The sequence below is a fragment of the Arenibacter latericius DSM 15913 genome (assembly GCF_000424985.1).
Lineage (GTDB): Bacteria > Bacteroidota > Bacteroidia > Flavobacteriales > Flavobacteriaceae > Arenibacter > Arenibacter latericius.
In genome coordinates this window covers 1-14,817 of the sequence record NZ_AUKX01000037.1, presented here as the reverse complement: position 1 = coordinate 14,817, position 14,817 = coordinate 1, and the positions used below count along the sequence as shown (strand labels likewise).

Sequence of the window (14,817 nt, the reverse complement as noted above, 5' to 3'; positions counted from 1 at the left end):
TTTTTTTAAGGTAACTGGTACATAGGTACATAAAAGTTTACTGATATATACCTTGTTTATCTTTTACTGAAGCAGGCTTATTCTTGATAAATTAAAGTTCTTTGCCGCGGGAATTGAACTGTCCTAAAAACATTTAGTTTAACTAGGAGGCTGAAAAAACAAATAATTGTTCAACCATATCTCGTTTCGTTTTGTGCCAGGAATAGGTAGGCATAACATCTTATATGTTATAAATATGATCAATACATATAACAAGCTACTGCTTCACATTCAGTCATTTACAACCCTGTTTTAAGGTGAGTGTCGATTCTGATCCTTGATATAGCCCTCCATTTTTATTATTTCTTTTTAAAAAGAGATATCAGTAGTTTTTAAATATTGTTCGTAGTTGTCCATTAGAACTTGTATCTCTTGAACTGCCTTTGCTTTAGTATATCGGTAGCTCTCATTTGTTTTGCTATGTATTTCGGTGAAATTTCCTGCGTCTATAGTGATTTTCGTGGCTCCATCTTTGACATTTAATTTAATGATAGCATAAATCTGTCCAAAATCGACCACTTCCCCCATTACTATCGTTGATCCAAAATCCTTAAAAAGATATCGACCAGTAACTACGCCAGCTTCTTTGTCCGAAAATTGAATGACGGATTTGGGGCTAGTGAAAATTTCTACCATCCAATTATTAGCCTTTACAAATAAATCGTTCTTAATTCCCTCTACCATTATGGTCCTATCAAAAGGTTCCATGGTTATTGGAACTCTCTCATAGGTGTAACATGAAGAAAGTAAAATGCCTAGTAGAATTACATATTTTTTCATTTTAAAAAGGTTTAAGTTATATTGTTTTATTTTTTTTATCTGTATTCATTTTAAAAAGGCGCAAGAATCGTTGTCTTTAGAACAATATCCCTACACTGATGCTTAGGGCCCCAGAATTTTCGGAGGAGGATCCTATATCGTAGTACTCCCCATTATTATACATATATAAAAAATCCATTTTTTGCATCTCATACCCTACCCCTATAGTGAAAGTGGTTCCCTCAGAGGTCGTAAAACGGGCCCCCAAAGTGGGACTCAGTAGCATGCCCACACCTTTAAACCTATAGGTGGCATCTAGGCTGTAGCCAATATCAAAGGCGATAAAGGGTGTGGAAGGGGCATCCATTAAATTTATTCTGGCATTGGCAAAAAACGGTATGAGAGCGGCCTCCGACTCTCGATAATACCGTAGCCCAGTTCCAACCCCTAAGGATACTATTGGGCTAAAGGCATAGCTTTGGACGACATTCAGTTTCCAGCGATCCATTCCATAGTCCCAAAACCCCGCCTGATATCCCAGTTCAATACTACCTACATATCCTGACTCCATTCCGGAATTAGGTCGTTTGGGTTCCCTTTTTTGCGTTTACGGCTCTTTGGCGATCTTTTCGATCTCCTCCATCTGGAATACAATAATGCTCTGGTCTGCCGTCTCTAGTTTAATGGACACGTTTGGGTGTTGTTCCGTAATGACCCCACGGAGCACACTGCCATTCTTTAAATACACAACGTCCCTATAGTTGTCCTGCGCCATAGTGCTCATGCTTATAAAGGTGAATACCACCAATACCAATATTTTTTTCATCTTTCTCATTTTTAAATTATTATTCTTTAGTTTTTTTTCTGCCATTGTTCCCATCTTTATTCCGAAACGATTAGCGGGGTCAATTCTTTTTTCAAGGCTTGGTAGGCTTCCTCATCTAATATTCCCAGGTCTAACAGATCCTTGGATTCTTTTAATTTAGCGATGGCCTCTTCCCGGGTCAAGGGGGCATTGATGCTTTTAATTTCCCCGGCGAGGACGGATTTTTCATAGTCCGTAACGGATAGGTATTTGTTGATTCCAAAGGCCCTTCCATTGGGTTCTCCCAAAAGGACGGTTAAGGCCAAGGGTTTCTTTCTACTTCCCTTGTGGAAGACAGACATTTCGGCTATCACCACAATTTCCCCTTGCATTTCGGCCCCTGCGTTGTTCGGTGTCTCTCCGGCCATAGCCGACATGATGTTGCCAAAACCTGCTGGTTTGCCCATGATAATGGTCTGGAAATTGCTCTTGGTCTTAGAACGTGCTTTGGCGGCTCCAACCCGGTACCCGCCGCCTACAGCTGTAGTAGCGGTTATGCTTCCCGACGGGAATCCGATCACCAGGGTGTCGCCCACCTTCAATACAGAGCCATCTGCAGCGGTATATTTTAGAATTTTGGTGTTGTTCCGGATATTTTCGAATATGGCTGCGTTCTGGGTGTCTTCGAAGGAAAGTTCGTCGAGTTGTTTTTGCGCCATTACGCTGGTGGCGGTTAAAGAAAGGATTGCAATTACTAGTTTTTTCATAGTAGGCTTTATTTATGTTTGGATTTTAAATTGAATGCAGATGTATTTGTCCCATTTAGGGGAGCAGTTCCTATAGTAGTGTTACCTCACTCTTAGTAAGTTGTTATAGCTAGTAGGTAAATGAAGGGTTGAGTGATTTAAAAAATGTTTCATAGTTACAGTGTTTAAGATGATTACTGCAAATATGAACCTGTTGCGTGCACTCTATCTGCACCCAATTGGAATAATTGAAAATTAGGGGTGTTTGCTATGATTAGTCAAGGATGTTGCCCTATGGAAGTTGGGATATAAGGGATTTTCATCCACAAAGAAGGGGCTGACCTTTGGTAACGATCAGCCCCTTCTAAGTTTTTAACAAATTTCTTCTGCGGATAGTGCCTAAAATAATTCTATGCCTCTTGTTGATGGGTATTGAAATCGGCTACGATCTTAAAAATGATGTCTGCCTGTTGCTCGTTAAAGACCCCATCTATTCCCATATTGTGATAGTTTTTAAAGGGGGAATCGTATAATTTGGTGGGATCTATTTTTCCGTTTTTGGTCAGGAACAATTTTATGGTATCCAGGAACTGAATTTGGATCGCATTCAATTTATAGTCATTGATAAATTGGGAGAAGGCTTCGTCTACTTTTTCTGCGCTCAAGCCCATTAGGGCGATGACGAATTGGACTAAATTAAACTCCTTGCCCAGCTCTTTCTCAATGGATTCCTTGCTTAGTTTATCCGTAAATAAAATTTGTTCCAGGGCCTGTAATTCCTCCTTGGTAATTTGCTCTCCCTTCCGTATCCTTTCTATAGTAACATGGTCCTTGTTTTCCCTTATCAATTCTTCCAAACGGTGCAGGTTGTTCTGGAAGGGGGAAGCATAGGATTCTTGTGGCTCGCTAGCCATGTCGCGGATAACCACCTTATCTTCCAAAATGGCATCCTCAAAATCGGTGGTAACATACCTTTGATCCACAGGATCTATATATTTTACCAATTCCCGGACTCCTTTACGCAATTTTTCCAAATGGGCAATCCCATCTATCTTCCAGAAGGATTCCTCTAGGGGTAGTTTAATCAAAGGTTCCTTGGATTTTACGGCCGGAATAGTCGTTTTTTTCAAAAGTTTTTTAGACGTGCCGGCTACTTTGGTGATGGGCACAACCAAATCGTTTACAAAGGCCTCGCTATTGGGCGTCTCCAGTCTTTTGGCAATGAGGGAATAAAGAATTTTATCGTAGTAGCGTGCCAAGTCCGAATCCCCTTTTTTGGGCTTCACTAAAGGCGCTAGTTCGTCTTCGATCTGTTTACAGTCTTTTTTTGACAAATGGTTCCATACTTCCCTGTTTTTGTTGCCAAATTCATGTACGATCTGCAATTTCATCTTCACATCGAATCTGGTGATATCCAAAGACGCGATCTCCCCATGTAGTCCATCCAATAATTCTTGGCGGTAGTCTTGCAAATCCTTCTGGTCCTTAAACTGATCGCTCTTTAGGTATTGGGCCAACTGCAAGCGTAGGCCGAAAAGGATTTCGGTTAAACTTTTCTGTGCAGTGGTTTCGATGCCCTCGGGATTTTCATCAAAAAATTCAAAATTCTGACAAAGATCGAATATGAGGAAATGGGTCTTATCCTTTCCAACGCCAAAAAGATCGGGTCGGAGTCGTGTGCCACGCCCTATCATTTGCCAAAACTTGGTATAGGATTTTACAGGTTTGTAAAATACTAGATTCACACAGCTAGGGGCGTCTATCCCGGTATCCATCATGTCTATGGAAATCGCGATCTGAGGCAAACGGTCTTTTTCCTCATCACAGAACCTATTGATGAATTCCTTTGATTTGGGTTCGCTATGGGCAATGACTTTTACATAATCGTTCCCATACCTTTCTTTGTCCAGTTCCAAGAACATCTCCTTTAGGAAATGCGCATGTTTTTTATTTTTGGCGAAGATAATGGTCTTCCCCAATTCGTCCCCGCCTCGTTTTTTAATCCCGTGCGTTTCCAGGTATCGCAGGGTTTCAATGGCGGTTGGCTTATTGAACAGCCAGTCGTTTAACTCACTAGAGGAAATCCATTCGTTTCCGGTGGCTTCCTCGCCATCCAATATTTCCTTCTCAAAGGCTTCCTTTTCTTCTTCGGACAGGTCTTGGTATTTTATCCCTTCCCGTAGGAATTTAGTAGGTACGGCTATGGATCTGTAGGGAACCAAATGTTTGTTCCGAACCGCTTCCTCATAGGTATAGGCATCGGTAGGGGACTTGTCTGGCAGGCCAAAAACGTGATAGGTGTTCTTGTCTATATTATTTTTTGGGGTGGCCGTAAGTCCTAAAAACAAGGCATCAAAGTATTCAAAAATAGCTTGGTATTTCTTATAGATGGAACGGTGTGCTTCATCCACAATCACCAGATCAAAATGACCTCCTCCATAGAACCTCCCTTCGTCCGAGCGGCTCCCGTCTATTAGCCCTATCATGGTTTTGTAGGTAGAGAACGCAATCCTGGCATCGGGGTTGTCCTTTTCTTCCAAAAGGTTAACACTGGCATGCTGTGGCAAGAATTTAACAAAGTTCCGCTTGGCCTGTTCCACCAGGCTTATCCTGTCGGCCAAAAACAAGATGCGTTTAGCCCAGTTGCACTCCAACATCAATTTAGAAAAGGCGATGGACGTCCGTGTTTTTCCGGTCCCGGTTGCCAAAACCAATAAAGCCCCTCTATTGGTTCCAATGAGTTTTCCTGTACTTTTATCGTACCCGGAAAAGTGTTCCGCAATACTCTTTATGGAGCGCATCTGATAGGTACGTCCGGCTATATCGGTGTCTATAGGGGCGGTACGGATATCCTTACGGTGTTTACGGCGGAACATGAGAGTTTGTAATTCTGCCTTGGTATAAAATCCGTGTACCGGTCTTGCCTGTTTATAAAACTGATCGTCCCAGAGATAGGTCTCATAGCCATTACTATAGTACATTACCGGACGGCGGCCGTACATTTTCTCTAAACTATCTGCATAGAGCTGTGCTTGATTTTCGCCTTTGGAAGCACTTTCCAAGGTCTTTTTAGCTTCTACCAATGCCAATGGTAGCCCATCATCGTCCCAGAGCACATAGTCTACATAACCAGTTTCGCTACGGTTGGTAGCCTTGGGCATATGGTTCACCTTGTATTCCTTGTCATTTACCCCAGACAAATCCCAGCCAGCCTCACGCAGGGCCACGTCTATAAGGTATTTTCGGGTTTCTGCCTCATTCCTTGGATGCTGTACCTCGTCCTGGGTATTGGCTTTTACCTTATTGGCTTCAATTTGTGCCTGTAAGGCTTCTATTTGTTGTTGAAAGAGTTGGTTCTTTTCCGCAAGTTTGAGTCGTTCTTCCTCTTTTTCCTTTAGCTGCTCTTGGTGCTTGCTTAATTCTTTATCCAGTTTTTGCTGCAGCTGTTCAATTTGCCTTTTAGAAAGCGTATTCGCCCCTGTTCTAGGGATGTAATCAAAATTAAAAATACCAATGGTCCCTAGGGGTTCCTGACTGTACGATTTTGCAAACCATTTGGCAAAATAGAAGAGAGCATCAATGGATTTGTGGGAGTCCACATCATTCACAGCTTTGTTGTGGGCAGCCAGGTTCCCCGCTTTTCTTATGATGTGGAGTTCGTTGTATAGTTTATGGTTGAATTGAGCCTTAAACTCATGGTTCATCATCAAGCTGTTTAAGCTTGTATCGTAAGGTTTTTCCAATTCTGCATCATGGGCATACATCCAGTTGATGGCTTCCTCCAAAGCCATACGACTGTACAACAAAGAGGTGCGGGGATCCGTAATCACCAATTGTTCTGCCTTGGATGCTCTATCGAAGAAGGTAGAAAACTCCTCTTCTAGAAATTGAAAGTTGGTATTCATAAACTAAGGTAATAAAAGACTAAATATACGGTATTTATAAGAATTTAGTAATTTGTTTCCTACTATAGCAGGCAAGCTGTAGTCCCGCGTCCATTCCGCTACTAAAAAAGATTAAACAACCTTCCCCAAGGTTGTAGGGGCTGGTAGCTGACTCATGACCTCCTACTAAGGATCAAATACGGGTCTTTATGACAAAGAATGGTGCCCCCTTATATCCAATCTTTGCCAGTAACAATGGGTTTTATCTTTAATTTTAGCTTTTCTTTTTATATGAAGAAGATAACTTCTTTTTTGTTTCAATTTTATTAAGGGATTTAACCATTAAAACATGAAAGTTTGACCAGGCCTTTCTGGACTGTCTTTTGATTTGATCTCCTTGATTGAAATGCCTGAAAGCATCATTAGCCTTATTTACATAGCTTAGATAATTACCCCAATCATAGCGAAAACTTTCTTTGAACTTATTAGGATTTAGAGGATCTGGCGTATATAGCTTGCGACGCTTTGCTCCTTTATAAGTGAACCTTTTATATAACGCGCTTTTATGAATTTTATCATCAGTGCTTTTGGCGTTAATGGCTAGGGATGTCGATCGTTTGAAGGATCGTTTCATCGCTCTATAGAATTTTGAATAGCCAGCCGTTTTTAAAATTGCTCTTTGTCCATTATACTCAAAACCTAAGTACTCCAATTCTTTGTTGGTTTTTTCTCCTGTTAATTCATCAACTTCAAAACCTTTAAATGTACCGTTGACTTCCTGAAACTGGTACACCTTTGTTTTGTCCGTATGTATTTCTAGTTTTACTTTATTGTATACCAATGAACGCAGACGTTTTATGGTTTCTTCTTGAAATTCCCTCGGGATGACTATAATTAAATCGTCGCTATACCTCTGATAAAATCCTTTTACATTATCACTATCTATAAAATCTTGAACTGCTTGATCAAAATCCATCATATAAATATTGGCTAATGTTGCACTAAGCGCAGTTCCTTGCGGTATTCCTTCTGACCTTGTGGATTTTGTAATTAAGTTTAAACTGTTTTTGAAAAAATCAGTTTTATCGCAATAGGCAATGGCGTTATTATCTTTTAAATATCGTTTGTGCTTAATACTTTTTTGCCGCTTTTGGGATTTTTTTGAATCGTTCTCTATGTACGTTTTAACCCATATCCTGTCCTTATAATTTCTAAATAATAAGTCCTCGTTTACATATCTCATATTGATTAGAGACTTGTACACTCTGTAGTGATCTTTAGGTAATGTTTTTGAAGCATCCCAAACTTCTGACCATTTTTGTTTAAGAATTTTGTGATCTAAATTATCAAAGAATTTAGTTATATCTGCAACAATAACAGTAAGCTCTTTTTCTTTATTATTCTTAATAAACTGAAAGGCTTCTAATGCAAAATCTATATTGCACTTGTGTTTATCCTTTTTGCCTTCAATTTCAATTTTTCTGTATGCAACGATAGCTTTCTTAAAACTTTTGGTTTTTAGAAAAGTTTCATATTTTTCTGAAAGTATGTAACTGTAGTACGAATAGATTTGTGCATCAAAATGACCAGCAAAGAATATTTCACGGGCTTTAGGTTCTAAATGTACACGCCTTCGCTTTTTACTTTTATTTTTAAAGCCGTTGGTGTTTGCTCTAAATTTTCTTTGAAAAATGGTACGGTGTAATAAAGGAAGAAAACTATGTTTTGCTATTATAACAGGGTTTGTTATATAGTTCTCTAAATATGAAATATCCTTAGGTTCTAAAGGGAAACCAATATGAGGATATTTTTTCAGTTTAATCCAAGGATGATCTTCCATATAAGTTTTAAAATAAGGGCCAAGATTTACTAGTAGCAGGCTTATGATTGAACAGTGCTCTTTCGACATTTTCACCACTTCTGGTTACGATGTCGCTACTCTTTTCAGGTATAAATATTGTTATCTTTGTATTAACTGTCTTAAACATAACAGCTCAAATTATGAACAACATCTTACTTTACCATATAACAAGCTTGCTGCTTGCCGTAGTGTCCTTAGGTGCACAAATAAATGTGTCATCTTTAGACTTTGGTATAAGTACCTCATCTGGCGTATGTTCCAAATGATAATAATTGTGCTAAACGTTCTTCTCGGCCATCTTGACCCTATTTTAGTTTTCTTTATATTAAAATTATTTTTTATCCGATTAATACTTATCCTGACTCTTTTTTAAACAAGGAACAAAAAGGGCGCCACTGAATGAACTCAATTTCTAAAACCGGTCAAGCCTAATCAGAGAAGTTCATCATTGATCATTGCTAACTGTTTATTGTTCATTGTATTTCCCCCTTAAACGCCTTTTGCAACAAGCAATTAAACAAATCCTCGCTTTCTTTCAACTCCTGCTTGGCCAGTACCTTTTGCTGCTCTATCAACGCAATTTTTTCCTCAAATTGGTTTTGGAGGTCTATTGGCGGTACTATAATATCAAGATTTTTTATTATTGATTTATTTAAATTCGCCATGGTAATACCTCTTGCTTTTTCATATAGCTTTGATATAGTTGAACTATGCGAAATATAGTATTTTGAGAAAGTTGGAATGATTCTATTATTGAAACGAATATAAAGGCTTCCAGTACCACAAAATAAATTTCTATCTTGGACTAAAGCTATTTTACTTAAATCTCCTCTCCTTGCCATAATAATATCCCCTATTTCTAAATGATAATTAGTTAATGAATCAAATTTATTCTTATCTATTTTTCTACATCTATTTATATTAATTTTAGAGTCAATAATATCTGTTGGATTAACCAAAGAAAAACCAAAATCTTGATAATCGGACTGATGTAATTGGGATCCAAATGGGCCGATTTGAATTCTCTTACTACAGTTATTAATTGTTTCTGAATCCCACCCCTTCGGATTAGTTACCGGATCCCCAAACATCTCCAAGAAGATAGACTGTGCTAGGGCGTCGTATTCTTTGAGGAGTTGGGCGGTTTTATCGCGCAGGGCCGCCGCATCATCCAAGATTTGTGCGATGCGCTTTTGAGTGGCAAGGGGGGGGAGGGGGATTTTGAAATTATCTAAATGCTCATTCTTAATATTATTAATATTAGCTCCATTAACAACATTCTGAATATAACTAAAATACTGAGGAGATTGAAACATATGTTTCAAATAAGTCGCCTCAATATTTTTAGGTCGAACAACTTTGCAAAAAGCACCAAAAGAGGCATCATAATCTTTAACGCAGTATGCATTCTTTCCGATTACTTTTATGCTTCCCGTTGAAGCAGTTATCAATATATCACCCGACCTAAGAAATTGCCTATTTTTAACTCTTGACGGGTTCACATATACTAAATCCTCTAGGTCTATATTGGAATTTTTAATGTTATTTGATCTAAGTATGGGTATATATCCATCTATTGGTTTTTCTGACACATCAGCTTTACCATATGAAACTCCTCTTACTTGCTCTATATATTGTGATATTTTAGTTAGATTTTTGATAGGTAATACTTTTAAGATTGTGCTTTCAGACTTTAATTCTGATATTCTTTTTAATTTTTCTAAAGGTTCATCATGTATAAATAATTTTATTCTCTTTACCTGAAATCGAAACAGGTAAAGATTCTTAACATATTTATACTTGTTTTTCCAAAGTGTCCAATAATTTGGCTTTTTCTTGTTCCAAGGTTTTTATTCTTTCAATAATCACCTTTGGTGCATCATACTCCACTTCTTCATACACGATTTCCTTATAGCGGTTGATGCTCAGGTCCCAGTCGTTCTCCTTAATTTCCTTAAACGGTACCAAAAAGCTCTGTTCCGTACGTTTTCGGTTCGCTTCGGAATCCGAATTTCGGTTAGGGTAACGCCGTATAATATCGGGCAGGTTGAAATTATCGTGCAGGGCTTTCTGCTCCGCTTCGGTAAGGGCCTCGGCCCCTTCGCCAAAACTAAAGGCCTCAAAAAGCTCCTGGTCTACCAACAGGTTTCGCTTGTCGTCCAAACTCTTCCCATCGGCCACCATATCGTAGAACCACACCTTGTCCGTTCCGCCAGAGCCTGTTTTGGTAAAGATGATGATGGCGGTACTTACTCCTGCATAGGGCTTAAAGACCCCGGAAGGCATGGAGATCACCGCTTCCAACTTATTGTTTGCCACAATTTCCTGCCGGATGCTCTTATGAGCCTTGCCACTGCCAAACAACACCCCGTCCGGAACAATAACGGCTGCACGGCCACCAGTCTTTAATTGACGCAAGATCAAGGCCAAAAACAATAGTTCTGTTTTAGTGGTCTTGGTAACGTTCTGTAATCCGGGTGCAATACTCTCCTTGTCTATGGTGCCTTTAAAGGGTGGATTGGCCAATACCAAGGAATAGGCGTCCGAAACGGTATTGTCCTTGCTCACCGCATCTACATCCACAATATTGGGTTCCTCTACTCCGTGCAAGTATAGGTTCATGGAAGCAATACGCAGCATAGTAGCATCAAACTCAGTTCCGTTGAACATGGTCTGGTTGATATGATCGCTGTATTTGTCCAGCTCCGTAAGTTCGGTGTGCTTATCTATATACTCCTTGGCAGCTACCAAGAAACCGGCAGTTCCAGCGGATGGGTCGCAGATGGTATCTTCCAGCGTAGGTTTCATCAGCTCTACCATGAGCTTAATGATATGACGCGGTGTTCTAAATTGACCGGCCGTACCCCCGCCTTCCAATTTGGAGAGTAAATACTCATAGATATCGCCCTTGGTATCTTGGTTGGTCATATCTATGCGTTCCAGTTTTTCCATCACCTGATCCAATACCACTGGTTTTGAAATACCAAAGGAGGCGCCTTGCATATAGGTGCTGAACAAACTTTTCTCCTTTCCTAAGGAACGTATAAAAGGAAAGATACCATCCACGGTATTGCTAAAAATATTGTGACGATCGTTTACGTCCATTTCCTTAAGGTTCTTCCATCGGAAGTTTTGCTGATGTTCCCCAAAGATGGGGGTGTAACTAAAACCGCGCTTGGCCTTACGTTCGTTACGGGTTTCCGTCTCGTCCAAATCCTTAATGAAGATAAGGTAGGTGAGTTGTTCTACAATAGTAATGGTATTGGAGATCCCCCCGGTCCAGAAGGTATTCCATATCTGGTCTATCTGCGATTTTAATTCTCCTGTACTCATATAATACTCGTTATTTTAATGCGATGGTAAATATATAGGTTTTGTGTGCATCAGAAGTGCACTAATCAAAATTGTTAAGACTTTGTTGTAATCTAAGCTTAATTTTCTCCTTAAGTTCTGCTGGTTCCAATATTTTGAGTTGTTCTCCAAAAGCTAGCAGCTGTTTTTCCAATTCGTAATTAGGAATCACCTGTATAGAAAAGGTAAATCCTTGATCGCTCTCAACAATAGTCCGTTGCGATCCATGAAGGGGTTTGGTCTTTATATAAGGAGCTAGATCTGGCACGGCCTGTAATACGATTTTCACTTCCTCCGCTCCGGCCGATTTGGACACCCCAATGATGTCTTCAAAATACTCGTTAAAATCTACCTCCGTGTTTTCAATATAGGGGATGCTGGAGTTTTCAATCTTTACTATCCTGTCCAAGGCCAGATTGGTAAGGCTTTCATAATCACCATTTTTCCCAAACAAGAACCAGCGATTGTTGTATTGCTTTAAATGATAGGGGGAGAAGGTAAGTACGGTGTCCTCCTCACTCTTAAAGCTTTTATAGGTGATGCTTAGGGTCTGTTTGTAGAGGATGGCTTTGAACAACGGAGCAATATGCTCTAAACCTTCTAAAAACTCGTTGTTTTCAAAACTCATAATTTCCTGCGACTGATTAGATAGCTTAAAAGTCTGATCCAGTTTAGGCAACAATTCGTGGATCCACTCAAATTGAGGGAGTCCCTTAAAGCGCGTTAGAATCAGCATGGCCGACTTTATTTGCTCTGCTTCCAGTTCGTTGATCGGTTCCTTTTTTATGGAGAAATTGGGATCGGCATACCGGTAGTACACCCTTCGTCCATTTCTGAATTTTTCTAGGTCTATGGACCAGCCTTGGGATGACTCCATAAACTTAATATCGTCATAGAGCTGTCTGCGTTGTATGCCATCCGAATCTGGATTGGCTTCGTACAAATCCTTGTTGCATTCCTCCAACAAAGCGCTTATATCATAATTCTTGCCGGGATTGCTAAAACACCTATCTAGCGCATGATACCTGATGAGTGCATTTTTAGTAATGGCCATAAATGAAATTGCGGTTGATTAAACCGTTAAAGATACGAAACAAAATGGAGGTAGGGAGTATGAATTAGTTGATATTTCTTACAATACCAGAAGGTGGTTGGTGCCATCAATATGAACTGGGAAAGGTGTTTTATGTTGAGCTAAAAATTAGTTTTACAACTGTCATATTCTTTTTGTGAAGGTTACACTTGGAATTATTTTCGTGGAATTTGTGATTGGCTTATTGTGAGAACCCCATGTTAGGGATTGGTACTTTGCATAGAATCCAAAGTTAGGTTGCGTGTTCTCTTATTGATTTTAGAATTTCAGGTATTTCATTCCATTCGTTTACCCAAACTGTTTTTACACCAAAGGAAGAGGAGTCGTTCTCCTCAAAACGTTCATACATTTTTATTAGCAAATCTAATATATCTTCTTTTTTTGAAGAGTCATCGAATTCAATTTTACTAGTTAGGGATAACTTGTTAATTTTTTTCTTGAAAATATAGTGATGTTTTCTATTATTACCTTTTTGTTTTAAGGCTATATCTAAAAGCCTTCGGATATTTGGGTCGGTCAGCGAACTTCCAATAAATATACACGCGTTTTCTCTGAATTTATTAATTTGAACAATATTATTCCAACTATAAATATCTGAATACTGCTGATGATAATTTCTCTCTCCAAACGTAATTGCGTTTAGTTTATCAAGTTTTTTATTTTCAGGAAGAAAACCGTGAACGTGATATATTGGTAATTCATCATTTCGAACGTCCATACCAATGCCATAAATAGATTTGAACGGAATATCCAGTTCTGTTTCTTCTAATTTGTATTCTAGAATATCATCAAAATTATAAGTTATTATGGAGTCCAAATTTGGACGCTTTCCAGGTGCTACACATAGTTTAACTATTTCTTCTAATAGTGGTGATTTTGTTTCTTTCTTTACTTTTTCATAGATAACATCTCTTACCATATTTTCAAATGACGAATTGTTATTCTCAAAATAATTCTGAAGATATCGACCAGCAATAAGAGGGGTTGGGGTGAATATTTTATTAAATAAGTTCGATAAAAGATTAGATTTTTCATTATCCTTTTCTATTGTATGAACCATTAATTTTTGTAAAAGACTATTCCAAGTTGGAATACCAAAATCCAAAGATATTCCAGCACCTAAAACTAATACCAATTTCCCATCTTTAAATGCTTTGGTCAAATTTAAAACCGATTGTCTTTTTGAGATTGTTGAATCTAAATTGGTCTCTAGTACCTGGTTTAAATTTTGAATATTGGATGTTTCTATTACCCTTGCTAATTCTTGTAAGGTCTTTTGTATTTGCTCTGAATTATATACGATATTTAATCGTTTATTTTTAAATGATTCAAATTGATTTACAAGTAGATTATATTGTTTTTCGTTCAATTTGGTGGTTGGTCTAGCCTCAATGTTTTCACCTTTTGAAGCAAGAAATTCGGTGGCCCTATCTAGCGAGATATTTAATTCGCGTAAAGCCTTGTTTAATCTTATTGTTTTACTCATAGCTTTTTCTAAATACAAACTACCGGCAGTACGTTTTAAAACGACCTATTAATTGATGAAAATAGGATTTTATTTAATAGTATCTATTAAATAAACAAAAACCAGAGAGAAAATAGCTTAGGGGTCAGGATGCTCCAGTATTTCCAAATGGGCTGGTGAATTGTTATCAATGTTGAGTCTTTAGGACTTCCGAAGGAGATAACAATGAGTTTCCTTTACTAAGGGTAGATATATCTATTTTAATTATAATATTAGGTTGTTTTAATAAATGTCCTACATTACAAAGTCATATCCAAATCTGTTCTACCATTGGGAACTGGGATATAAACTGGTCTAACTATTTAGGCCTACCGACTGTATGACAAGAGCCGTATGAATCGAGAGGTTCACGTACGGTTCTGTGAGAGGTTTAGGGGTGAGACTCCCCTTTACACCGTATGCATCCCACCAAACACATATTGTTAACTTAATTTCCTGCATCTAGCTTTGCCCATAAATTAGTATATAATGAGTAAGGAAGAGAAAATGTTTGCCCTTATCGAGGAATTTGAGGACAGTTCCCTTAACGGTAGAGAATTTTGCAAGGAAAAGGGCCTTTTGCCCTCCACCTTCTATTACTGGAAGAAAAAGAAAGCACAAGAGGAGGCATCCGTGAGCGGGGGATTTGTTGCCATCCATCCTAAATCGGAAATAACGGGAAGCATAGAATTGATTTACCCTAATGGAGTCCGGCTACGATTGGACACCTCACAACTTCCATTGATCAGCAAGCTACTAAAGCTCTATTAATGTT

General features: G+C 38.7%; 11 protein-coding genes. 1 reads left to right on the top strand and 10 read right to left on the bottom strand.

What is annotated here, in order from left to right:
- Window positions 1–348 precede the first annotated feature (348 nt).
- The 10 genes from H344_RS0111840 to H344_RS0111795 form a co-directional block, all read right to left on the bottom strand.
- Window positions 349–819 carry a DUF4468 domain-containing protein gene (locus H344_RS0111840; protein ID WP_026810521.1) on the bottom strand — a complete coding sequence of 157 codons (471 nt, stop codon included), beginning with the start codon at window positions 817–819 and terminating at the stop codon, window positions 349–351.
- Window positions 820–895: 76 nt separating this feature from the next.
- Window positions 896–1,369 carry a hypothetical protein gene (locus tag H344_RS0111835; RefSeq protein WP_026810520.1) on the bottom strand — a complete coding sequence of 158 codons (474 nt, stop codon included), beginning with the start codon at window positions 1,367–1,369 and terminating at the stop codon, window positions 896–898.
- Between the two features lie 36 nt (window positions 1,370–1,405).
- Complete coding sequence (locus H344_RS0111830) at window positions 1,406–1,624, bottom strand: hypothetical protein (RefSeq protein WP_157378250.1); 219 nt, start codon at window positions 1,622–1,624, stop codon at window positions 1,406–1,408.
- Between the two features lie 56 nt (window positions 1,625–1,680).
- Window positions 1,681–2,370: a hypothetical protein gene (locus tag H344_RS0111825; RefSeq protein WP_026810518.1), complete on the bottom strand. Its 690-nt coding sequence runs from the start codon at window positions 2,368–2,370 to the stop codon at window positions 1,681–1,683.
- Between the two features lie 389 nt (window positions 2,371–2,759).
- The gene (locus tag H344_RS0111820) at window positions 2,760–6,254 is read right to left on the bottom strand and encodes a DEAD/DEAH box helicase family protein (protein ID WP_026810517.1); all 3,495 of its coding nucleotides are present in this window, start codon (window positions 6,252–6,254) and stop codon (window positions 2,760–2,762) included.
- A gap of 253 nt (window positions 6,255–6,507) precedes the next feature.
- Entirely contained in the window at window positions 6,508–8,073 is a 1,566-nt protein-coding gene (locus H344_RS0111815) for a reverse transcriptase domain-containing protein (protein ID WP_026810516.1), read from the bottom strand.
- A 494-nt stretch (window positions 8,074–8,567) separates the two neighbouring features.
- Window positions 8,568–9,686 (bottom strand): restriction endonuclease subunit S, encoded by a 1,119-nt coding sequence (locus H344_RS0111810; RefSeq protein WP_051254286.1) that lies wholly within the window; start codon window positions 9,684–9,686, stop codon window positions 8,568–8,570.
- 202 nt (window positions 9,687–9,888) lie between these two features.
- Window positions 9,889–11,427: a type I restriction-modification system subunit M gene (locus tag H344_RS0111805; RefSeq protein WP_026810514.1), complete on the bottom strand. Its 1,539-nt coding sequence runs from the start codon at window positions 11,425–11,427 to the stop codon at window positions 9,889–9,891.
- A gap of 61 nt (window positions 11,428–11,488) precedes the next feature.
- Window positions 11,489–12,499, bottom strand: a complete 1,011-nt coding sequence (locus H344_RS0111800; RefSeq protein ID WP_026810513.1) for a helix-turn-helix transcriptional regulator — start codon at window positions 12,497–12,499, stop codon at window positions 11,489–11,491.
- Window positions 12,500–12,770: 271 nt separating this feature from the next.
- A complete protein-coding gene (locus tag H344_RS0111795) occupies window positions 12,771–14,024 on the bottom strand; it encodes an SIR2 family protein (RefSeq protein ID WP_205667166.1) in 1,254 nt (417 codons plus the stop codon).
- Between the two features lie 507 nt (window positions 14,025–14,531).
- Here H344_RS0111795 and tnpA point away from each other — a divergent pair.
- Window positions 14,532–14,813, top strand: a complete 282-nt coding sequence (gene tnpA, locus H344_RS0111790) for an IS66 family insertion sequence element accessory protein TnpA (RefSeq protein ID WP_034256521.1) — start codon at window positions 14,532–14,534, stop codon at window positions 14,811–14,813.
- Window positions 14,814–14,817 lie beyond the last annotated feature (4 nt).